Raw genomic sequence first — 22,334 nt, 5'->3', positions numbered from 1 at the left:
CCCATGCGCATCGACCTGATCCCCGCCGGCGACAGCCCGCCCGACAGCCTGAATGTCCTGATCGAAGTGCCGATCGGCGGCGAGCCGGTGAAATATGAATTCGACAAGGCGTCAGGCGCGCTGTTCGTCGACCGCTTCCTCCACACCCCGATGCGCTACCCCGCCAACTATGGTTTCGTCCCGCACACGCTGGGCGAGGACGGCGATCCGCTCGACGCCCTCGTCGTCGCGCGCTCGCCGATCGTCGCGGGCGCGGTGGTCAAGTGCCGTCCGATCGGCGTGCTGCTGATGGAAGACGACGCCGGCGGCGACGAGAAACTGCTCTGCGTGCCGGTCAACAAGACCTTTCCCTATTATGCCGATGTCGCCAGCTACACCGACATGCCGCCGATCGTGCTGCAACAGATAGAGCATTTCTTCACCCACTATAAAGACCTTGAACCCGGCAAATGGGCGAAGCTCAACGGCTGGGGCGATGTCGACGAGGCCAAGCGCATCATCGTCGAATGCGTCGAGCGCGCGAAGCAGGTCGGGTTCTAAAGAGCCTCGTCATTGCGAGGAGCGAAGCGACGCGGCAATCCAGAGTGTGCGTAAACCGCCCTGGATTGCTTCGCTTCGCTCGCAATGACGAGCTTCAGGACGAAAGCTCGTCGTCGTCCGCCAACACCCGCACATCAGTCCGCGGATAGGGAATCCGGATCCCCGCTTCCTTGAACCGGTCCCAGATCCCTAAGAACACCTCGCCCTGGATATTGCCCAGCCCCGCTTCGGGGTCGGAAATCCAGATGCGCAGCTCATGCTCGACCGCGCGCTCACCGAACGCGGTGATCCACACCGCGGGTTCGGGCTCGTCCAGGATGCGCGGATTGGTCTTCGCCGTCTCGACGATCAAACGCTGTGCGAGCCGCAAGTCGGCGTCATAGGGCACCGGAATGCGCATCCGCACCCGCACCTCGGGGCTGGCATAGCTCCAGTTTTCGACCGCCTGCGTCATCAGCAATTCGTTCGGGATCAGATGCTTCTTGCCGTCGCGGGTGACGACATTGACCGCGCGCACCCCGATCTTCGCAACCCGCCCGACATTGGGCACGCCGTTCAGCATCGCCGACCCGCCCATGCTGCTGCCGTCGCCGACGACGATGATGTCGCCGGGCTTGATCGATCGGTCCATCAGCAGGATGATCCCGGCGATCAGGTTGCCGACGGTCTTTTGCAGCCCGAAACCGATCGCCAGACCCGCGGCGCCCGAAAACACCGCAAGCGCGGTCAGGTCGATGCCGAGCAGGTCGATACCGAACAGCATCGCAAAGACGAACAAGGCGATCGCGATCAGCTTTTCGGTGAGCAGCCGCTGCGTCTGGTCGATATGGGTGTTGCGGCGGAGCAGCCACTTGGCCCCGCGCATCACGATCTTGACCGCCAGATAAAGCAGGACCGCGACAAGGATCGTCGAAAACAGACTGTAGAGCGACAGGCGATACGCGCCGACATCGAGCCCGATCGCCTTCATCGCGGTGACCATGCCGTCGACCCCCTCGCGCAGATTGGCCACGCTCATAAGGCGGCAAATCCGCGTGTCAGATCGGCGATCAGGTCGGCGGGATCCTCCAGCCCGATCGACAGGCGGACCAGCGGATCGGGGTCGGTCCAGGCGGTCGCGGTGCGAATGGGGTTGCTGGGTACGACCAGGCTTTCATAACCGCCCCAGCTGAACCCGATGCCGAACAGCGACAGTGCATCGATGAAGCGGGTGCGCGCGGCAGCATCCACCCCCTTCAACGTAAAGCCGAACAGCCCGCTGGTGCCGGCAAAGTCGCGCGACCAGATCATGTGCCCCGGATCGCCGGGCAGCGCGGGATGGAGGACGCGGCCCACGTCCGCCCGCGCGGCGAGCCACTTCGCGACCGTCAGGCCATTTTCGCCATGCCGCGCCATCCGCACGTCGAGCGTCCTCAGCCCGCGCAGCATCAGCGCGCAATCGTCGGGCGCGACCGCCTGCCCCAGCTGGTACGCCGCGCTGCGCAGCCGCGGCCACACCGCTTTCGTCGCGGTCAGCGACCCCATCATCGCGTCGCTATGGCCGCCGACATATTTGGTCAGGCTCATCATCGCGACATCGACGCCATGCGCCAGCGCGGGAAACAGCAAAGGCGTCGCCCAGGTGTTGTCGAGCATCGTCAGCACGCCGCGACCCCGTGCCGCCGCGGTGATCGCTGGAATATCCTGCACCTCAAAGGTCAGGCTGCCCGGCGATTCGAGGAAGATCAGTTTGGTTGCTGGGGTGATCAAATCGGCGATCCCCGCGCCGACCAGCGGGTCATAATAGGTCGTCGTCACGCCATAGCGCGCCAGCAACCCGTCGCAAAAGGCGCGCGTCGGTTCATAAGCACTATCGACCATCAACAGATGATCGCCGGGCGCCAGCAGCGCGAGCAATCCCGCCGAATTCGCCGCGACCCCCGACGGATAGAGCAACGTCCCCGCCGCCCCCGGCTCCATATCGGTCAGCGCATCGGCCAGCGCCCACACCGTCGGCGTGCCGCGGCGCCCGTAATAGAGCTTGTCATGCGTCGCATGCCCCCGCGCTTCCAAGTCGGCGATGCTATCGTAAAGGATCGTCGAGGCGCGCCATACCGGCGGATTGACCACGCCGCCGCCCAGCCGCGGATCACCCGTCCACTCGGGCCGCCGCCCGCCCTGCACCAGCTTGGTTGCGGGGCGGAGGCTCTCATCGTCGCTTTTGCTCATCCCCGCTGTGTTAGCGGAGCCATGCTCAAAATCCAGTGCGACAATTGCCCCTCCCCTTCAGGGGAGGGGCAGCGAGACTTGGCAGCTTGCTGCCTAGTCGCAGCGGGGTGGGCCTGGCGCATGCGCTTGGCCGATAGCCCCACCCCAACCCCTCCCCTGAAGGGGAGGGACTAAAACGGCTTACGCCGCGCCGGTGGCCTTCGGCGTCGCCGGGTCGGCGCCCCATTCGGTCCAGCTGCCGTCGTAAACCGCGACATCGTCCTTGCCGAGCAGATGCGCACCGAACGCCACGACGGTCGCGGTCATGCCGCTGCCGCAGGTGGTCACGAGCGGCTTGTCGAGGTCGATCCCGACAGCGTCGAACGCGGCCTTCAGCTCGTCGCCCTGCTTCCATGTGCCGTCGGCATTGAACAACGCGCTGTGCGGCAGGCTGCGCGAATTCGGGATATGGCCCGGCGCGACGCCCGGGCGCGGGTCGCGTTCCTCGCCGGTAAAGCGCGCCGCGGGGCGGGCATCGACGACCTGTTCGTCGCCGCTGGCGACATTCGCCAGCATCTGGTCCTTGGTCCGCACCGCCTTGGCATCGCGCCACACGGTGAAATGACGGTGGCGCAGCGTCTGCTTGCCCATTTCGAGCGCGCGGCCCTCGGCCTTCCATTTCGCAAGCCCGCCGTCGAGCAGCGCGACATCATGCGCGCCGAACAATTTGAGCAGCCACCAGGCGCGCGCCGCGCTTTTCAGCGGGCTGTCGTCGTACAGCACGATGCGGCTGCCATCGCCCAGGCCCAGCGATTGCATGCGGCTGGCGAATTTTTCGGCCTGCGGCGCCATGTTGTCGATGGCGCTCGACGGATCGGTCAGTTCGGCCAGGTCCATGAACACCGCGCCCGGGATATGCCCCGCCTCATACTCACCGCGCGCATCGCGGCCGGCGTCATCCATGAATTTCGTCGCGTCCACGACCCGCAGGTCCGACGCCCCCAGTTCGCGTTCCAGCCAGTCGGTTGAGACCAAGGCGTCCATGTCATGCTCCTGTTGCGACCGATCGGAACCTTTGCCTGTCCCTTCGCCGGCCATCCTGCTCTGTTCTTTCCGGGGAGGACAAGCCTATGCCCCGCGCTGCGCTTTTTCAAGCGCGGTGGCGCTGTGCCCCAGCCAATGCTGCGCTGCAACAAAAAAGCTGCGTTTTTATGGCGCAAGGCGCGAAACTATTGGCGGCGCGTGACCGCGGTTGCGCGGGCGCCGGGACGGTCGACCAGATAGGTCGCGCGATCGAGCGCCAGCGGGGCAAGTTTGGCGCTGCCGCTCGTGCCTTGCTCGCGGCCGAGCACGAAACTGACGGCATTCTGGCCAAAGGCTTCGCCCTCGCCGTCCCAATGATAGGTGACGTCGAACGCAATCACCGGGACCAGCATCGGTTTGCCGCCGATCATCAGCGGCTCGATCGCAGCGCGCGGCAGCATGACTTCGGTCGTCAGCTCCTCGCCGGCGCCGACCGCGAGCATCATGTCGTCGCGCAGCACGCTGCCGCCCGCCCCGTCGAAGAAACGCCCGAGCACCGCTTCGGGCATCGCCGATCCCTGATTGAGCGCGATGCGGACCATCAGCCCGGTCGCGGGCAGGCTGCCCTGGTTGGTCAGGTGAAGCGCAAAGCCGACCGCAACATGGTCGGGGGCAAAGCGAATGCTGCCGATTTCGAGCGTCATCGCGACCAGCGCGCGCTGCTCGCCCGCGGCGCGGGTGACGAGCGGCGCGGCGGGGCGCGGTTCGTCGCGGACGGCGGGCGGCACCGGCGCGGCAGCGCGCGGCGCCGGCGGCGCGGCGGGCTTCGCGGGCGGGCTGGCGGGGCGCGGGGCGGGAACCGGCGGCCGGGAACGCGGCGCATCGATCTCCGGTTCGGGCGCAGCACCCGCAACCGCAGTGCGGCGGCGCCAATACCAGACGCCGACGCCCAGCGCTGCGAACACCGCGAGCAGCCAGGCCCAAAGCGGCGTCCCCGCTGACGCACTGGCGGGTGCTGCGCTGGCGGGCGCCGGATCGCTCGCGTCGGATGAAATGACCGGCGGCGCGGCGACGACCGGCACGTCGGTGGTCAGCGGCGGCAGCACCGCGCCGCCCGCCTCGGGTGCGCCGGCGGACGCAGGCGCGCCCTGCGGTGTGACCGCAGCGGGCGCATCGCGGCGGATCGGAGCGGCATCGGGTGCCGGCGCGGGCGTGGTCGGCTGCGTCGGGATCACCCGCGGCGCGGCGGGCTGGGTCGGTGACGGTGCCGGGGTGGGCGCGGGGGTCGGCTGCGAACCGCGGCGTTCGCCCGGCGCGACCGGCGGCAGGCCGTTGTCCGACGGTCCCTGGACCCCCGGGTCACGGCCGTCGTCGGCGGGCGGCAGGCGAAAGATCGACGAGGGTGCCGGGGTCGGCGTTGGCGCAGGAGTCTCGCTCGGCTGCGCGGTCGCGAGCCCCGCCGCACCGACCCAGATCGTCGCGGCCGCCAGCGGCAACGCCGTCCGCGTCAGCCACCGTCCCTGCCCAAATTTCCGCACCGTCATCGAAATGTCCGCGATCCCAAACTGCTCATATGCTTGCCGCGCCGCTGAATTGGCGCTGAACCGCGCCATCCACGGGATGACAGCGGCCGCGCGCGTCCCTAGATGGTTTCGATGACCGATTCTACCCCCGCACCGCTCGCGCCGAAACATCTTGGCCAGTCGAGCGACCTTCCTGCCGCGCCCGAAGCGGCGATCCTCGACTATGTCCCCAATCCGCGCGTCGGCGAACTCTATCTCGTGCGCTTTGCCGCGCCCGAATTCACCTCGCTCTGCCCGGTCACCGGCCAGCCCGACTTTGCGCATCTGGTCATCGATTATGCGCCCGGCAAAACGATCGTCGAATCAAAGAGCCTGAAGCTGTTCCTAGGGTCGTTCCGCAACCATGCGGGGTTCCACGAGGATTGCACCGTCGGCATCGGCCGCCTCCTGTTCGACGAGATGCAGCCCCAATGGCTGCGCATCGGCGGTTACTGGTACCCGCGCGGCGGCATCCCGATCGACGTCTTTTGGCAATCGGGGCCGCCGCCTGCGGGCCTGTGGCTGCCCGATCAGGGCGTTGCGCCCTATCGCGGGCGGGGATGATCGATAAGCGGCACCGGCCCGCTCCCCCACCCGGCCTCCCTAGGTTACAATCGTTGGGGAGGCCGGGTGGGGGAGCGGGCCGGTGCCGCCTTAACACAGTCGATAATTCATCTTTCCGTCACAATTTATTGACATTAGTGTCAACGATATGACCGCAGCCTCGCTCCCGCACGACCACGCCATCGCCGTCGGTTCCGACCAGATCGATTTCATGGGGCATGTCAACAACGCCCATTATCTCAGCTGGGTACAGGAAGCGGTGCTGTCGCACTGGCGCCACATCGCCCCGCCCGACGCGGTCGCGGCGCATCTGTGGGTCGCGCTGAAGCACGAGATCACCTATCGCCGCCCCGCCTTCCTCGACGACCAGGTCATCGCGACCGTCATCCTCGAAAAGGTGCAGGGCGCGCGCGCCTTTTACGAAACGATCATCAAGCGCGGCGAGGATGTCCTGGCCGAGGTCAAATCGAGCTGGTGCTGCATCGACGCCGAAACGCTGCGCCCGGCGCGGCTGGCGAGCGACGTGATCGCGCGGTTTTTTCCGGGTGAGAAGGTCTGACGGCCCAACGGTGGCGACTCCGCCAAGTCAAAACGTCCGCTGAGCATTGGATTGCGGCCATACTGTTCCCCGGCGAAAGCCGGGGCCCAGGGCGTTCGAGAGCAAGCATCGCGTGGTGACGCTCTGGGCCCCGGCTTTCGCCGGGGAACGGCTAAGCTGACGTTAAAGCCCCTCTGCCGCTAAACCGCCTCGAACCGGATCGGCAGCCGCTTCAGCCCCCCGACAAACACCGACTCCACCCGCGCCGGTTCGCCCGCCAGCTCAAGCGTCCTGATCCGCGGCAGCAGTTCCTCCATCAGGATCCGCATTTCCATCCGCGCCAGATGCTGGCCCAGGCACACATGCGCGCCAAAGCCAAAGGCGATCTGCTGATTCTTCTCCCGATCGGGATCGAACGCAAACGGGTCGCCGAACACATCCTCGTCGCGGTTGGCCGACACATAATTCAGCATCAGCCAGTCGCCTTCGCGGATCGTCTGGCCGCCGATCTCGACATCCTCCTTGGCGCTGCGCATGAAATGCTGGACCGGCGTGGTCCAGCGGATCGCTTCCTCGATCAGCCCCGCCTTGTCGGCCTCCGCCCCGCGAAAGCGTTCGAACAGCGCCGGGTTCTTCGCCAGCTCCATGATCGCCCCGGCGGTCGACGCGCTCGTCGTGTCGTGCCCCGCGGTCGCGACGATCATGTAATATCCCGACATTTCGCGGTCGGGGATCGGCGCGCCGTTGATCGTCGCATTGGCGATCACCGTCGCGATATCCTCACGCGGGTTGGCGCGGCGTTCGGCGGTCAGCGCGCCGAAGTAATTTTCGAAATCGGCGATGACATAGTTGAGCATCGCGATCGCCTGTTCGGCGCTGGTGATTGCCTCGCGGCTGCGGTTCAGTTCGGGGTCGGTCGGGCCGAACAATTGCTGCGTCAGCATCAGCATCCGCGGCTCGTCCTCGCGCGGCACCCCCAATATGTCCATGATGACGCGCAGCGGATAATGCGCCGCGACATCGCGCGCAAAATCGCATTCCCCGCCCGCCGCCAGCATCTGATCGACCGTTTCGCGGGCGATCTGCCGGATGCGATCTTCGACGACCTTCAGGTTCTTGGGCATGAACCAGCTCTGGGTCAGCAGCCGGTATTTCATATGGTCGGGGGCATCCATCTGAACCAGCGAGCGGATCAGATGCCCATCGTTGTTCGGCGTCGCGGCGCGCGCCAGCGCCTCGCCGTCGCGGTTGGTCAGCACCGTCGGGCGGATACCGTTCGCGAACCGTTGCGGATCGCGGCTGATCGCCATGATGTCGGCATGGCGCGTCACCAGCCAGAATGGGTCGTGATCGTGATTCTCCGCCACCGCCAGCGGCGCATGGGCGCGTGCCCACGCCAGCTGTTCGTGCAGCGGTTCCCATTGGCCGTATGCGACGGGGTCGACGACGGCGGCGGCTACCTCTCCAGGCAATATCGGTTTTGTCATGCAACCTATGCTGCCGCGATTCGCGGCGGGAGTCGAGGGGCTTAGACGCGGACAGTTTGCTAAGCGATCTGCGGCGCCCCCGCGGGCATCGCGCTGGCCCATTCGGCGCGCGCCCGGCGGATCATCGCCTTCAGCACGTCGGCATTGTGCTGCCAGGCCGATGCGCAGGCGGCGGTCCACGCTGGTCCGGCGGCCAAACCCAATTCCTCGACCGTCATGTCGATAAAGGCGTCATATTTGGCGATCGGCAGCGCGCCGTAATTGCGGTGGGTGAACACCAGTTCGGCCACCAGCGGCCACACCCATCCCTCGCCCTGGGCCAGCCCGAACATCATCTGGAGCGTTTCGTCGGTCATCCGCCGCGACGCGGCATCGACCGAAATGAAGCTGGCACGGCGTGCGGGATAGGCGGCGAAAAACCGCTCGAACAGACTATGGCGAATGTCGATGCCCGCGTCGGCGGCGGCGATCAGGCTCGCCTCCATCGCCGCGGCATCGGCGTCGCTCATTTGAACAGGCTGCCCAAGATGCCGCGCATCAGCTGGCCGCCGAGCTTGCCCGCGACCTGCCGCCCGATGCTCGTCGCCGCCGAGCGCGCCGCCGATTGCACCATTTTTTCGGTCATCGACGGCTTGGCGGCCTCGCGCGCTGCAGCGGCTTCGCGGCGCAACCGCTCTTTCTCTTCGGCGACCTTGCGCTTCGCCTCTTCCTTCGCGGCGATTGCCGCCTGCTTGTCGGCCTCGACCTGCGCCTTGGCCTCGACCGCCGCGGCCTGCGCCTGCTCGGCCTTGGCGGCGAGCAGCTCCTCGGCGCTTTCGCGGTCGACCGCGGTGTCATATTTGCCCTCGACCGGCGAGATCGACTTGATGATCGCACGCTCCTTGGCGTCGAGCGGCCCGGCGCGCGAGCACGGCGGCTTGATCAAGGTGCGTTCGACCGGCGACGGCGCGCCATCGGGCATCAGCAGCGACACCAAAGCCTCGCCGACCTTGAGTTCGGTAATCTCGCGCGCAACATCGACCTTGGGATTGGGGCGAAAGGTTTCGGCGGCCGCCTTCACCGCTTTCTGGTCGCGCGGGGTAAAGGCGCGCAGCGCATGCTGGACGCGGTTGCCAAGCTGGCCCGCGACATCCTCGGGAATGTCGATCGGGTTTTGGGTGACGAAATAGACCCCGACGCCCTTCGACCGGATCAGGCGGACGACCTGTTCGATCTTTTCGGTCAGCGCCGGCGGCGCATCGTCGAACAGCAGATGCGCCTCGTCGAAGAAGAAGACGAGCTTGGGTTTGTCGGGATCGCCAATCTCAGGCAGCGTTTCAAACATTTCCGACAGCAGCCAGAGCAGGAAGGTCGCATAGAGCTTGGGGCTCGCCATCAGCTTGTCGGCGGCGAGGATGTTGACATAGCCGCGGCCATTGTCATCGCAGCGGATCATGTCGTGGATGTCGAGCGCGGGTTCGCCAAAGAAGTTCGCCCCGCCCTGGCTTTCGAGCGTCAGCAACTGGCGCTGGATGGTGCCGACGGTGGCCTTCGACACATTGCCATATCTGGTCGTCAGTTCGTCGGCATTCTCGGCGCACCACACCAGCATCGCCTGCAAATCGCCAAGGTCGAGGAGCAGCAGATTCTGTTCGTCGGCGACGCGGAACGCAATCGCCAGCACGCCCTCCTGCACCTCGTTGAGCCCCATCAGCCGCGCCAGCAGCAGCGGCCCCATTTCGGAAATCGTCGTGCGGATCGGGTGTCCCTGTTCGCCGAACAAGTCCCAGAAGATCACCGGATTGTCGCGGTACGCCCATTCGCTGTCGCCGATTTCGGCGGCGCGCGCGGCAAAGATTTCGTGCATCTTCGCCATCGGGCTGCCCGCCATCGCCATACCGGCCAGGTCGCCCTTCACATCGGCGACGAACACCGGGACGCCGACCGCCGAGAATCCCTCGGCCAGCCCCTGCAGGGTCACCGTCTTGCCGGTCCCGGTCGCGCCGGCGATCAGCCCATGCCGGTTGGCGCGCTTCAGCACCAGCGACTGGCGCGGCCCATCGGCCGCACCGCCGCCGCCGAGACCAATATAGATTTCGCTTGCCATGCTGCCGTCACTCACCCGCTGTCCTCCGCTTTTTAGGCCCTTATGAGGTCTAGAGCGGCGGGGCAGGTCAGGCAATCGGCAAACGGGATGGCGGCGGGCGTTCCGGAGGCTTTCGGCCGGAAATGGCCGCCGCCCCCGCCTGCGCCGGGGCAACGATCCGCGCGCAGGTCCGCCCTTCCACCTCAAAGATGAGGTGCGCCCTCCAGCTCAATACCCCAGCGTCGCTTCCAGGAACCAGATCCGCTGCTGCGTCTCGTCGGCCCAGGCGTCGACCAGGCCACTGGTCGCGATGTCGCCGCCGGCTTCGGCCGCGGCCTTTACCTCCTTGAGCTGCCCGAGCAGGATCTTGTTGTCATCCGCCAGCGTCCGGATCATCGCCTCGGCATCCGCCCCCGCCGCGTCGTCGTCGCGGATCGACTGGTGGCGGCCGATGTCGCCGATCGACTGGAGCGTCCGCGCGCCATTTTTGCGCACGCGTTCGGCGATCAGGTCGGTGGTCGCGAAAATCTGCGTCGCCTGTTCGTCGAACAACAGGTGCAGTTCGCGAAAACGCGGCCCCTGAACATGCCAATGATAGTTTTTGGTCTTGAGATAGAGGGCGAAGCTGTCGGCGAGCAGCGCGTTGAGCGCGTCGGCCACCGCGGGCTGGTTGTTCGTGGATTTTTTGGTCGGGGACATGGGAATATCCTTTCTGCTACCCCCGCGACATAGCGGCTCGCGGCGCGTTTTTCCCATGAAAGCTGTCGGTTGCACTGATCGATAAAAGCGATGACATGGCCTGTCGGAGGCCAATCATCCGATCAGTCCGAACGCCCCCATCGCGGTGCGCAGGCCCCAGATTGTCAGGATCGCGGCGCTGGCCCAGCGCACGCCATGCGCCGCGCGCCGTTCGGCGAGCAACGGACCGAATGCCAGAAACGGCAGCATCGCCAGCGTCCAGCCGATCAGCCCGCCCGCCGCAGCCCATTGCCCGGCGCCGCTGGTCGCCGCCAGCGCCCCGATCAAAAAATGGCTGCGGTCGCCGAACTGCGCGATCAGCATCCGCCCCGCCAGCATCGGCGGGGTCGCCGCCAAAGCCTTGTCATCGAACAGCGAAGGCCGCCCGCGCCACATCAGCGCCGCTGCGGCGGACAGCATCGCAAAGGCGACCAGCAGCGCCGCCACCCCCTGCCCGATCATGCGGTTCGCGATCGCCCCCGCGGTGGCGGCGACGATGGCATTGACAATGAAGGCGGCAAAGGCGAGCCCGGCGACCACCCGCCGATCCGGTCGCACGCTGAGCAGGCGCAACAGCAATATCCCGCTGCGCCCATCGGCATTGGCCAGCAGCACCGCCACCAGCGCAAGCATGATTGCATCCATAAGAGCCCGTCTGAATTGTCAGGCGGGGTCGGTCAATGGCCCAGACGCATCGCGACCGACGCCAGCCACGCTTCCTGCGCCGCGGCGGGCAACGGCCCGCGCGGCACGCTGGCAGCGTCGCTCATCGCGTCGAGATAGGTCAGGATCGCAGCGCGATAACCGCCCCCCGCGACCGCCGACTCGAGCCGGCTGGCCAGCGTTTCGACCGCGGCAAAGCCGTTGTCGCGCGCCAGGCAACGGATGTCGTCGATGCCCTGGACGATCTGTGCCAGCGCGCAATGCGGCAACGCTTCGGCCAGCGCGCCGATCTGGCCGGTGATCCGGTTCTGAATGTCGTGATATGGGTCGGCTTGGGTTTGCATGATTCACCCCCCTGTCCTGAGGGCACGATGCGCCGATTTGGTTAACGGGCGGTTAGCGCCAATGCTCAGCGGTGCCCGGGAAGGCCGCCCTGCCCCTGTTTGTTGCGATACATGTCGCGATCGGCGGCGGCGAGGATGTCCGATTCGGTCATCCCCGTCTGCAACATCGCGATCCCGAAACACGCCGACAGCGCAATCTCGTGCCCGTCATACTGCGCGGGGGCGGCGGCGAGCACCTCGCCCAGCCGGTCGGTCTGCGCGCGCGCGCCGTCTTCGCTCGACTGGTCAAGGATCAACCCGAATTCGTCGCCGCCGATGCGCGCCGCCACGTCGGTGGCGCGGATTGATTCGGCGAGCCGCTTGGCAATTTCCATCAAGGCGAAATCGCCTGCGGCATGGCCAAAGCTGTCGTTGATATATTTCAGCTGGTTGACGTCGACGAAGACGACCGCAGCGCGTTCGGCATGGCGTTCAAAGCGCGCGATGCGGTGGTGGATCGCGGTCAGGAAATAGCGGCGGTTGAAGAGCGGGGTCAGTGTGTCGCGTTCGGACACGCGTTCGAGTTCGGCGACCGCGATCTTCAATACGCGGTTTTCGCGGCGCAGCGCGTCGCGTTCCCGGCGGATGTCCCGCAGCTGGTCCTCGATGGAGTCAACGGATAATGCGCCGAATTGATCGACCGCGATCCGTGCCCCCCCTACGCTGTCCATTCAACGTCCCCGAAACCTACGCTTGCTCCCCGGCCCGATGCCGATGATTATCGAGCCGCAACCCTAAACGCGACTTGATACCAATCGGTAAACGCTGGGGTAGCGAACCACAATTACCCGTTGGAGGTGCCGAAGCGGCGGCGATCGTACCGCCGCGAAACCGCCGCCAATCGCGGTTCTGCGCGCGATTGCGGGGCGGCGCCCCGGCGCGCCGGACGGGCACGTTCGGGAATAATCCAAAGGTGGGCGGCGCCCTCCCCGAACGAATTCGCCCCATACCCCGATCGGCTGAAAGATCGATCGCCGCCGCCGAACGGGCGGCGTTGCCCGCGCGCGGCCTTGTCGCTAGGGGGTATGCGGCGGCGATTCATCCGTGGGTCGACCGCCGGCACAGGAGGGTCAAGGGATGGGCGATAGCGCGCCGCAGGTGGGCGTCATCATGGGCAGCCAGTCGGACTGGCCGACGATGGCGCACGCGGTCCAGATCCTCGAACATTTCGGTATCGCGCACGAGGTGCAGATCGTGTCGGCGCACCGCACCCCCGACCGCCTCGTCGCTTATGCAAAGAGCGCGGCGGAGCGCGGGCTCAAAGCGATCATCGCGGGCGCCGGCGGGGCCGCGCACCTGCCCGGCATGGTCGCGGCGATGACGCGGGTGCCGGTGCTCGGCGTGCCCGTCCAGTCGGCGGCGCTCAGCGGCGTCGACAGTCTCTATTCGATCGTCCAGATGCCCGGTGGCATTCCGGTCGCGACCTTTGCGATCGGCAAGGCTGGGGCAACCAACGCCGGGCTGTTCGCTGCCGCGCTGCTCGCGAACCATGACCCGGCGCTCGCGGACAAGCTCGATGCCTGGCGCGACGAACAGACGAACAGCGTCGCCCCCCACCCTGTGCGCGAGGGTTGATCGCGTTGCTGGCACCGGGTTCGACGATCGGCATCCTGGGCGGCGGCCAGCTTGGCCGGATGCTCGGCGTCGCCGCGGCACAGCTCGGTTACCAGATCCATATCTATGCCCCCGACCGCGAAAGCGTCGCGGCGCAGGTCGCGGCGCAGCATGTCCAGGCGGCGTGGGACGACGAACCGCGCCTCGCCGCCTTTGCCGCAGGCTGCGACGCGGTGACCATCGAGTTTGAAAATGTTCCCGTCGACACGGTGCGCTTTCTGTCGGGGCATGTGTCGGTGCGCCCCGGCGCGCAGGCGCTGGAAATCGCGCAGGATCGGCTGACCGAAAAGACGTTCGTGACCGGGCTCGGCGGCCGCCCCGCGCCCTTCGCCCCGGTGCCCGACCGCGCTGCGCTCGATGCCGCGCTGTCCGAAGTCGGCGCGCCCGCGATCCTGAAAACGCTGCGCATGGGCTACGACGGCAAGGGCCAGGCGCGGCTCGCCGCCCCCGCCGACGCCGACGCCGCATGGGATGCGATCGACCGCCACGCCGCGATCCTCGAAGGCTTCGTTACCTTCGCGCATGAATTTTCGGTGCTGCTGGTGCGCGGCCTCGACGGCGAGACGCGCTTCTGGGACAGCAGCGTCAACGTCCATGCGCACGGCATCCTCGCCACCTCGGCGCTGCCGCCGCCGCCGATCATCCTCGATCAGCAGGATGCGGCGCGCGCGCTGATGACGCGCATCGCCGACGATCTCGACTATGTCGGCGTGCTGACCGGCGAATTTTTTGCCACCGACGACGGCCCGATCTTCAACGAGATGGCACCGCGCGTCCACAACAGCGGCCACTGGACGATCGAGGGCGCGGTGACCAGCCAGTTCGAAAACCACATCCGCGCCGTCGCCGGCCTGCCGCTGGGCAGCACCGCGACCGTCGCACTGCCCATCACCATGCGCAATCTGATCGGCGCCGATATCGCGACCGTGCCCGCGCTGCTGACCGACGGCGCATGCCACGTCCATCATTATGGCAAGACCGAAGTGCGCGCGGGCCGCAAGCTCGGCCACGCCACGTGGGTCGGCGTTGCGGTCGGAACCGACCCCGCATGAACCACCCCGAAATCACCCTCATCCTCGCGCGCGCCGCCAATGGCGTGATCGGCGCCGATGGCAAGATGCCCTGGCACCTGCCCGCGGATCTTCGCCGTTTCAAACGGCTGACGACGGGGCGCCCGATGATCATGGGGCGCAAGACCTTCGACAGCCTGCCCGCGGTGCTCGAAGGACGCCGCCACATCGTCCTGACCCGCGACGCCGACTGGCAGGACGAGGGCGCCGAACCCGTCGCGAGCGTGGAGGAGGCGCTGAAACTCGCCAATGCCCCACACGTCATGGTGATCGGCGGCGCCGAAATCTATCGCCTGTTCCTGCCGCTGGCCGACCGCATCGAGCTGACCGAAGTCGCGCTCGAACCCAGGGGCGACGCAGTGATCGCCTATCCCGACGGGGGGTGGCGCGAAGTGGCACGCGAGGACCATCCCGCCGACGAAGCCGGGCGCCCCGCGTACAGCTTCGTCACGCTGACAAGGACATAGCACCCATGCGCCGCTGGCTGATCGCCCTCCTGCTCGTTATCGCGGTCGCCGCGCTCGCCTTTTTCGCGTTCGCCCCCGGGATCATCGAGCGCGGCACCAACCAGATCGACGGCAAACCGCTGCCCGCGGTCAGCGAACGCGCGAAGGCGCTGCATGCGACGCTGACGATCGTCGACCTGCACAGCGACACCTTGTTGTGGAAACGCAGCATCCTGGATCGCGCCGACCGCGGCCACATGGACCTGCCGCGGCTCGAAGACGGCAATGTCGCGCTGCAAATCCTCGCCAGCACGACCAAATCGCCCAAGGGGCAGAATTACGACGCCAACAGCGGTGATACCGACAATATCACCAGCCTGGTGATCGCGCAGCTCCAGCCGGTGCGGACGTGGAAGTCGCTGCTCGAACGCTCGCTGTGGCACGCCGAAAAGCTGCACCGCGCTGCCGCGGCGTCGGACGGCAAGCTGCGCGCGGTCGCCACCGCCACCGATCTCGACGCGCTGCTCGCGGCGCGCAAGGGCAAGCCGCTGACCACCGGCGCCCTGCTCAGCATCGAAGGCCTGCACCCGCTCGAAGGCAAGCTCGCCAATCTCGACAAGCTCTACGCCGCGGGCTTCCGCATGGCAGGGCTCACCCATTTCTTCGACAACGACCTCGCGGGATCGATGCACGGCCTCAAGAAAGGCGGCCTCACGCCGCTCGGGCGCCAGGTCGTCACCGCGATGGAGGCGAAGGGCATGGTCGTCGACATCGCGCATTGTTCGAACGCCTGCGTCGCCGACATCCTCAAAATGGCGCGCCGCCCCGTCGTCTCCAGCCATGGCGGGGTGCAGGCGACGTGCAAGGTCAACCGCAACCTGTCGGACGCGCAGATCCGCGGCGTCGCCGCGACCGGCGGCCTGATCGGCATCGGCTATTGGGACGCCGCGATCTGCGACACCGCGCCCGCCAGCATCGCGAAGGCGATGAAGCATGTCCGTGACCTCGTCGGCATCCAGCACGTCGCGCTGGGCAGCGACTATGACGGCGCCACCACGGTGCGCTTCGACACGTCGAAGCTGGCGCAGGTCACCCAGGCGCTGATCGACGCCGGGTTCAGCGACGACGAAATCCGCGCCGCGATGGGCGGCAACGCGGTCCGCGTGCTCCAGGCGGGCCTCGTCCCGCTGACGCCGCCGGTCCCATGAACCCATTCTCCAAATCCGTTCGTCCTGAGCTTGTTGAAGGGCTGTTCTTTTCTTTGGCAACGCCGAAAAGAAGAACGGTGCTTCGACAAGCTCAGCACGAACGGAAGAGAGGGCGGATATGATCCGCCTCGACGGCCACGCTCGCATCGAAGGTCCACTGCGCGGCGGGGTCATCGCGCTCGGCAATTTCGATGGCTTCCATGCCGGGCATCAGGCGGTCGTCGGCCGCGCCGTCCGCCATGCCCGCGATGAAGGCCGCCCGGCGATCGTCGCGACCTTCGACCCGCATCCGGTGCGTTTTTTCAAACCCGACGTGCCGCCCTTCCGCCTCACCACGCTCGACCAAAGGCAAGAGCTGTTCGCCGCGGCGGGCGCCGACGCGATGCTCGTGCTGCCCTTCGACGCCGCGCTCGCGGGGACAACGGCCGAGGATTTTATCACCGGACTTCTCCTCGATCGCTACGGCGCCGCGGGGGTCGTCACCGGCGCCGATTTTGTGTTCGGCAAGGGCCGCGGCGGCGACGTCGTGACGCTGGCCGACCACGCCCGCCGCCGCAGTTTCTTCACCGAAATGGTCGCGCCCGTCGAGGATAACGCGGTGATCTCGTCGAGCCGCATCCGCGAAGCGCTGCAGGCGGGCGACTGCGCTACCGCCGCGCGCCTGCTCACCCGCCCCTTCACGGTGCGCGGGCGGGTCGAACATGGCGACAAGAACGGCCGCCTGCTCGGCTTTCCCACCGCCAATATCGACATGGGCAATTACCTCCGCCCGCGCTACGGCATCTACGCGGTGACCGGAAAGCTGCGCGACGGCCGCATTCTGAAAGGCGCCGCGAACCTCGGCATCCGCCCCAGTTTCGACCCGCCCAAGGAATTGCTCGAACCGCATTTCTTTGATTTTGCCGAGGATCTGTACGGCCAGGACATCGACGTCGCCTTCCACGCCTTCATCCGGCCCGAAGCGAAATATGACAGCATGGACGCGCTGATGGTGCAGATCGCCAGGGATTGCGATGCGGCGAAGGCGTTGTTGGCGGACATCTAAACCCTCTCCCCTTGCGGGAGAGGGCAGCGAGACTTGCGAGCTTGCTCGCTAGTCGCAGCGGGTGAGGGGTCGGCGCGCTATCGATATGGCGCTACCCCCTCTCCCAGCCTCAGCTAGGCAGCAAACTGCCAAGCTTGCGCAACCCTCTCCCGCAAGGGGAGAGGGAGTGGGGGACGAAATGACCGACAATGATTGGGCATCGGCCCTCGAACCCCCACCCAAAAAGCCGCTTCGCCGCGGCACCAAAATCGCGCTGTGGATCTTCGCCGCCTTCGTCGCCTGGGCGGTGCTCAGCAACGCCAGCTGGCTTGCCCCCTCGCCCGATGGCAAACCCAAACTCATCGCGCACCGCGGCGTCTATCACCTCTATGACAAGCGCGCCGCGGTCGGCCGCGACACCTGCACCGCCGTCCACGCCTATCCGCCCGAGCATGACGTTTTCGAAAACACCCCCGAATCAATGCGCTGGGCGGTCGGGCTGGGCGCCGACATGGTCGAGATCGACGTCGCGCCGACCAAGGACGGGCGCATGGTGCTGTTCCACGACTGGACCGTCGATTGCCGCACCGATGGCAAGGGCGCCACTCGCGACCTGACGCTGGCCGAGCTGAAGGCGCTCGACATCGGTTACGGCTACACCGCCGACGGCGGCCAAACCTTCCCGCTGCGCGGCAAGGGCGTCGGCAAGCTGCCGACCGTCGAGGAAGGGCTCGCGGCGCTCCCCGTCCACCCGATCCTGTTCAACTTCAAATCGAAAAACCCGCGCGAGGCCGACCAGCTGTTCGCGATCCTGCGCGCTTCTGGCCGCGACAGCGCCAAGCTCGGCGACGCCTTTTACGGCCACCAACGCCCGGTCAAACGTATGCGTGAATTACTCCCCGAAAACTGGTCGTTCGACCTCAAGCGCGAGGCGATGGTCTGCACCAAAGATTATGTGACCTACGGCTGGACCGGCATCGTCCCCGCCAGCTGCCGGAACGGCGTGCTCGCGATCCCGGTCAATTATCAATGGGCGTTCTGGGGCTGGCCCGACCGGCTGATCGCACGCATGGACAGCGTCGGTGCGCGCATCATCGTCTTCGGTCCCTATGAACAGGGCAAATCGAACGAAGGCCTGACCACCCCCCAGCAACTCGCCAAAATCCCCGCCAGCTTCAACGGCTATATCTGGGTCGAAGACATCCGTGCGGTGGGGCCAGCGTTAAGGCCGCGGCAGCGGTAATCCCCTCTCCCATTGGGAGAGGGTTGCGCAGCCTTGGCAACTCGTTGCCTAGGCGAAGCTGGGTGAGGGGTTCTACGCTATCGATGGCGCACAGCCCCCTCACCCGCTGCGACTAAGCCAGCAAGCTGGCAAGTCTCGCTGCCCTCTCCCGCAAGGGGAGAGGGACAGAGGTTTGCTCCCACGCAAATCTGCGCTAAGCGCCGCCCCCATGACCGACAGCACGCCCAGCCCAGAACAGCGCGACTACCGCGACACCGTCTTCCTGCCCAAGACCGACTTCCCGATGAAGGCCGGCCTGCCGCAGAAGGAGCCGCTGATTCTCGCCAAATGGGTCGAGGGCAATCTGGAAGGCCAGATCCGCGCCGCGCGCGCCGGCCGCGACCAGTTCATCCTCCACGACGGCCCGCCCTATGCCAATGGCGACATGCACATCGGCCATGCGCTCAACCATATCCTGAAGGACATGGTCGTCCGCACGCAAACACTGAAGGGCAAGGACGCGCCCTACGTCCCCGGCTGGGACTGCCACGGCCTGCCGATCGAGTGGAAGGTCGAGGAGCAATATCGCAAGAAAAAGCTCAACAAGGACGAGGTGCCGGTCGAGGAATTCCGCGCCGAATGCCGCGCCTATGCGCAGCATTGGGTCGACACCCAGCGCGAGCAGCTGAAACGCCTCGGCATCGGCGGCGACTGGGACCATCCCTACCTCACGATGGATTATGAGGCCGAGGCGACGATCGTCCGCGAACTGCTCAAATTCGCGGCGAACGACATGCTCTATCGCGGCGCCAAGCCGGTGATGTGGTCGCCGGTCGAAAAGACCGCGCTCGCCGAGGCCGAGATCGAATATGAGGATATCGTCTCGACGCAGATCGATGTGGCGTTCGAGATCGACGATGCACACCAATGCAAGCCGATCGAATACATGTTGGCAACGGGTGGCCGAGTATTGGCCGTAATCTGGACGACGACTCCTTGGACGATTCCAGTGAATCAGGCGATCGCGTTCAATCCAAACGTCACATACTCATTCCTGCGCTTGGGTGTGTCTCGCCCTGTTCTTGTCGACGAGACTTGGCCTGAGGAAGACATTGTTCGTCGGCTGCGTCAGCACGGCTACAAGATCATGAATGACGCGTATTTGGTAGCGAAGGATTTGATCGATCCGTTCATCGAACGGATGAACAACGCCATCAAACACATCGATTTCAGTGACATTACGCCTCATCCAGTGAGGTTCTTTGAGACGTTCGATTTCTCAGTTTCTGCTGGCAGCGATGTTGAAATTCTTGGCAAGGAACTGATTGGCGCAACCGTTCGCCACCCAATGCACGCGCTCGGCGGCTTCTTCGACCGCCCGCGCCCCTTCTTGCCCGGCGATTTCGTCACCACCGACAGCGGCACCGGGCTCGTCCATATGTCGCCCGATCACGGCGAGGATGATTTCGACCTGTGCAAGGCGAACGGCATCGACCCCGTGTTCGCAGTCGAGGGCGACGGCAAGTATCGCGAGGATTGGGGCTGGCTCGGCGGCCAGGGCAGCGTCATCAACCCTAAGTTTACCGCCCCCGACGGCCCGATCTGCACCGACCTGCGCGAATCCGGCGGCCTGCTCGCGGCTTCGGCCGACTACAAGCACAGCTATCCGCACAGCTGGCGCTCGAAAGCCAAGGTCATCTATCGCTGCACCCCGCAATGGTTCGTGCCGATGGACAAGGTGATGACGCACATCGAGCCCAAGGCGCCGCGCGAGCAGCGCTGGGAATCCGAAGGCGGCGCGATCAACCCCGCCGAGGAGGATCTCTGCGCAGCGCCGACATTGCGGCAGGCCGCGATGCACGCGATCGACCGCACGCGCTTCGTGCCCGAAAAGGGCCGCAACCGCATCGGTAGCATGGTCAAGGACCGCCCCGACTGGGTGCTGTCGCGCCAGCGCGCGTGGGGCGTGCCGATCACGCTGTTCGTCGACCGCAAGACCGGCCATTATCTCAACGATCCGATCGTCAACGACCGCATCGTTGCCGCCGTCCGCGAGGGCGGCGTCGACGCCTGGAACGACGCGCGCGCGCAGGAATATCTGGGCGAGAGTTACAACGCCGCCGATTACGAACGCATCGTCGACATCCTCGACGTCTGGTTCGATTCGGGCTGCACCCACGCCTTCGTCCTCGAAAGCGGCAAATGGCCCGCGCTCGTCCGTCACGACGGCGGCACCCACAGCGCCGACCTCTATCTTGAAGGCAGCGACCAGCATCGCGGCTGGTTCCAGTCGTCCTTGCTCGAAAGCTGCGGCACGCGCGGACAGGCGCCGTACAAGGCGGTGCTGACCCACGGCTTCACGATGGATTCCAAAGGCTTCAAAATGTCGAAGTCGCTGGGCAACACGATCAGCCCGATCGACCTGATGCGCGACTATGGCGCCGACATCCTCCGCCTGTGGGCGCTGTCGGTCGACTTCACCGAAGACCACCGCATCGGCAAGGAAATCCTGACCGGCGTCGCCGACCAGTATCGCAAGCTGCGCAACACCTTCCGCTATTTGCTCGGCGCGCTCGAAGGCTTCACCGACGAAGAGCGTATCGCCGACGTCGCGGCGATGCCCGAACTCGAACGCTATATGCTCAGCCTGCTCGCCGACCTCGACGGCAAGCTCGCGCGCGCGGTCGATGATTTCGACTTCAACAGCTACACGCGCCTGCTCTCGGATTTCTGCAACGAAGACCTGTCGGCCTTCTATTTCGATATCCGCAAGGACAGCCTCTACTGCGACATCGGCCCCGCCGCGCCGCTCGGCACCGACAAACGCCGTGCGTACCGCACCGTGCTCGACACGCTGTTCCACGCACTGGTGCGCTACGCCGCCCCGGTGCTGGTGTTCACAGCTGAGGAAGTGTGGGGCACGCGCTATCCCGACGCGGATAGCGTTCATTTGCTAGAGTGGCCGAACCTCGACACCCTCCTCCGTCATCCCCGCGAAGGCGGGGATCCCGCTTCTTCCAGCATCGCCGCAGAGCGGGATTCCCTCCTCCGCGGGAATGACGAGTTGAAGGAAAAGTGGGGGCGCGTGCGCGAAATTCGTTGGGCCGTTTCGGGCGCAATTGAACCTCTTCGCCGTGACAAGCTCATCAAATCCAGTCTGGGCGCGCGCGTCGAGGTGCATTGCTTTCACGACGCTGATCTCGAACTTCTGCGGTCCATCAATTTCGCCGAGGTTTGCATCGTCGAAGATGTGAAACTAGAAAAGTGGAATGTCGTGGAATCGGCGTCTGGCGATCAGGTAATTTCTATTGCTGATCCGTTGGGCGACACCTTTTGGCACGATCACGTTGACTTTGTACGTATCGGAGTCACCCCCACCACCGACCAAAAATGCGGTCGCTGCTGGCGCCACCTCCCCGAAGTCACCGCGGACGGCGCCTTGTGCAATCGCTGCGAGACGGTATTGAACCCCGCATGACCAGCACTCGTTCGCCGCACCTGCGCTTTGGCCTGTTGATCGCGGCCTTCGCCTTCATCCTCGATCAGGTGACCAAATGGGTCGTCATCACCCCGCTGTCGCTCGAGGCGAAGCGCGAGATCGAGATCATCGACATCTTCAACCTGACCTGGGCGGAAAACTGCGGCATTTCGCTGTCGATGTTTTCCGATTGCAACGACACGACGCGCTGGACGCTGGTCGCGGTGACCGCCGCGGTGGCCGCCGCGGTCGGCATCTGGATGACGCGCGAAAAGGCGCGCGGCGATGTGATCGCGCTCGCGCTGATCCTCGGCGGCGCGCTCGGCAATATCGTCGACCGCGTCCGCCACGGCTTTGTCGTCGATTTCGCCGACCTGCATTTCGGCGATTTCCGGCCGTTCCTGATCTTCAACGTCGCCGATGCGTGCATCTCGATCGGGGTGCTTTTGCTGGTTGCGCGCGCGCTGCTCTTGGGCGACAAGGCGGCCAGCACCGACGGCAAGCCGTCTTCCGATTAAACGG

The 22,334-nt window shown here is 65.9% G+C and carries 22 protein-coding genes; 11 read left to right on the top strand and 11 right to left on the bottom strand.

What is annotated here, in order from left to right; all coding sequences use genetic code 11:
- Positions 1-3 precede the first annotated feature (3 nt).
- Positions 4-540, top strand: a complete 537-nt coding sequence (gene ppa, locus ACTIFP_RS15220; protein WP_439569548.1) for an inorganic diphosphatase — start codon at positions 4-6, stop codon at positions 538-540.
- 94 nt (positions 541-634) lie between these two features.
- Here the strand turns inward: ppa and ACTIFP_RS15215 are convergent, their stop codons facing one another.
- From ACTIFP_RS15215 to ACTIFP_RS15200, 4 genes are all read right to left on the bottom strand, one after another.
- Positions 635-1,558, bottom strand: a complete 924-nt coding sequence (locus ACTIFP_RS15215; protein WP_439569547.1) for a mechanosensitive ion channel family protein — start codon at positions 1,556-1,558, stop codon at positions 635-637.
- Positions 1,555-2,748, bottom strand: a complete 1,194-nt coding sequence (gene metC, locus ACTIFP_RS15210) for a cystathionine beta-lyase (protein WP_439569546.1) — start codon at positions 2,746-2,748, stop codon at positions 1,555-1,557. Before metC ends, ACTIFP_RS15215 begins: the two co-directional genes overlap by 4 nt.
- Before the next feature lie 180 nt (positions 2,749-2,928).
- Complete coding sequence (sseA, locus tag ACTIFP_RS15205; RefSeq protein ID WP_439569545.1) at positions 2,929-3,771, bottom strand: 3-mercaptopyruvate sulfurtransferase; 843 nt, start codon at positions 3,769-3,771, stop codon at positions 2,929-2,931.
- Positions 3,772-3,956: 185 nt separating this feature from the next.
- Complete coding sequence (locus tag ACTIFP_RS15200; RefSeq protein WP_439569544.1) at positions 3,957-5,294, bottom strand: hypothetical protein; 1,338 nt, start codon at positions 5,292-5,294, stop codon at positions 3,957-3,959.
- A gap of 111 nt (positions 5,295-5,405) precedes the next feature.
- Here ACTIFP_RS15200 and queF point away from each other — a divergent pair, with 111 nt between their 5' ends.
- Together queF and ACTIFP_RS15190 are read left to right on the top strand one after the other, a co-directional pair.
- On the top strand, positions 5,406-5,876 hold the full coding sequence (gene queF / locus ACTIFP_RS15195; protein WP_439569543.1) for a preQ(1) synthase: 471 nt from the start codon (positions 5,406-5,408) through the stop codon (positions 5,874-5,876).
- A 148-nt stretch (positions 5,877-6,024) separates the two neighbouring features.
- Positions 6,025-6,435 (top strand): acyl-CoA thioesterase, encoded by a 411-nt coding sequence (locus ACTIFP_RS15190; protein WP_439569542.1) that lies wholly within the window; start codon positions 6,025-6,027, stop codon positions 6,433-6,435.
- Between the two features lie 179 nt (positions 6,436-6,614).
- Here the strand turns inward: ACTIFP_RS15190 and ACTIFP_RS15185 are convergent, their stop codons facing one another.
- The 7 genes from ACTIFP_RS15185 to ACTIFP_RS15155 form a co-directional block, all read right to left on the bottom strand.
- The gene (locus tag ACTIFP_RS15185; protein WP_439569541.1) at positions 6,615-7,901 is read right to left on the bottom strand and encodes a cytochrome P450; all 1,287 of its coding nucleotides are present in this window, start codon (positions 7,899-7,901) and stop codon (positions 6,615-6,617) included.
- Positions 7,902-7,960: 59 nt separating this feature from the next.
- Positions 7,961-8,410 carry a hypothetical protein gene (locus tag ACTIFP_RS15180; protein WP_439569540.1) on the bottom strand — a complete coding sequence of 150 codons (450 nt, stop codon included), beginning with the start codon at positions 8,408-8,410 and terminating at the stop codon, positions 7,961-7,963.
- Entirely contained in the window at positions 8,407-9,987 is a 1,581-nt protein-coding gene (locus ACTIFP_RS15175; protein ID WP_439569569.1) for a helicase HerA-like domain-containing protein, read from the bottom strand. Before ACTIFP_RS15175 ends, ACTIFP_RS15180 begins: the two co-directional genes overlap by 4 nt.
- 207 nt (positions 9,988-10,194) lie before the next feature.
- Entirely contained in the window at positions 10,195-10,665 is a 471-nt protein-coding gene (locus ACTIFP_RS15170; protein WP_439569539.1) for a Dps family protein, read from the bottom strand.
- Positions 10,666-10,779: 114 nt separating this feature from the next.
- Positions 10,780-11,349 (bottom strand): hypothetical protein, encoded by a 570-nt coding sequence (locus ACTIFP_RS15165; protein WP_439569538.1) that lies wholly within the window; start codon positions 11,347-11,349, stop codon positions 10,780-10,782.
- Positions 11,350-11,381: 32 nt separating this feature from the next.
- Complete coding sequence (locus ACTIFP_RS15160; protein WP_439569537.1) at positions 11,382-11,711, bottom strand: hypothetical protein; 330 nt, start codon at positions 11,709-11,711, stop codon at positions 11,382-11,384.
- Positions 11,712-11,776: 65 nt separating this feature from the next.
- Positions 11,777-12,421, bottom strand: a complete 645-nt coding sequence (locus tag ACTIFP_RS15155) for a GGDEF domain-containing protein (RefSeq protein WP_439569536.1) — start codon at positions 12,419-12,421, stop codon at positions 11,777-11,779.
- A 406-nt stretch (positions 12,422-12,827) separates the two neighbouring features.
- Between ACTIFP_RS15155 and purE the strand changes: the two genes are divergently transcribed.
- The 8 genes from purE to lspA all read left to right on the top strand — a co-directional run bounded on the left by purE (position 12,828) and on the right by lspA (position 22,330).
- Entirely contained in the window at positions 12,828-13,325 is a 498-nt protein-coding gene (gene purE / locus ACTIFP_RS15150) for a 5-(carboxyamino)imidazole ribonucleotide mutase (protein ID WP_439569535.1), read from the top strand.
- Positions 13,325-14,416, top strand: a complete 1,092-nt coding sequence (locus ACTIFP_RS15145; protein ID WP_439569568.1) for a 5-(carboxyamino)imidazole ribonucleotide synthase — start codon at positions 13,325-13,327, stop codon at positions 14,414-14,416. The genes purE and ACTIFP_RS15145 overlap by 1 nt, the downstream gene beginning before the upstream one ends.
- Positions 14,413-14,901, top strand: coding sequence for a dihydrofolate reductase (locus ACTIFP_RS15140; RefSeq protein WP_439569534.1), 489 nt, complete (start codon positions 14,413-14,415; stop codon positions 14,899-14,901). The genes ACTIFP_RS15145 and ACTIFP_RS15140 overlap by 4 nt, the downstream gene beginning before the upstream one ends.
- A 5-nt stretch (positions 14,902-14,906) precedes the next feature.
- Positions 14,907-16,088 carry a dipeptidase gene (locus ACTIFP_RS15135; protein WP_439569533.1) on the top strand — a complete coding sequence of 394 codons (1,182 nt, stop codon included), beginning with the start codon at positions 14,907-14,909 and terminating at the stop codon, positions 16,086-16,088.
- Positions 16,089-16,206: 118 nt separating this feature from the next.
- Complete coding sequence (locus ACTIFP_RS15130; RefSeq protein ID WP_439569532.1) at positions 16,207-17,133, top strand: bifunctional riboflavin kinase/FAD synthetase; 927 nt, start codon at positions 16,207-16,209, stop codon at positions 17,131-17,133.
- Between the two features lie 178 nt (positions 17,134-17,311).
- Complete coding sequence (locus tag ACTIFP_RS15125; protein WP_439569531.1) at positions 17,312-18,355, top strand: glycerophosphodiester phosphodiesterase family protein; 1,044 nt, start codon at positions 17,312-17,314, stop codon at positions 18,353-18,355.
- A 208-nt stretch (positions 18,356-18,563) separates the two neighbouring features.
- The gene (gene ileS / locus ACTIFP_RS15120; protein ID WP_439569530.1) at positions 18,564-21,812 is read left to right on the top strand and encodes an isoleucine--tRNA ligase; all 3,249 of its coding nucleotides are present in this window, start codon (positions 18,564-18,566) and stop codon (positions 21,810-21,812) included.
- On the top strand, positions 21,809-22,330 hold the full coding sequence (lspA, locus tag ACTIFP_RS15115; protein WP_439569529.1) for a signal peptidase II: 522 nt from the start codon (positions 21,809-21,811) through the stop codon (positions 22,328-22,330). The genes ileS and lspA overlap by 4 nt, the downstream gene beginning before the upstream one ends.
- Positions 22,331-22,334: the final 4 nt, after the last annotated feature.

It is taken from the genome of Sphingopyxis sp. (genome assembly GCF_051861155.1).
Lineage (GTDB): Bacteria > Pseudomonadota > Alphaproteobacteria > Sphingomonadales > Sphingomonadaceae > Sphingopyxis.
This window is presented reverse-complemented; position numbering and strand designations above follow the sequence as displayed.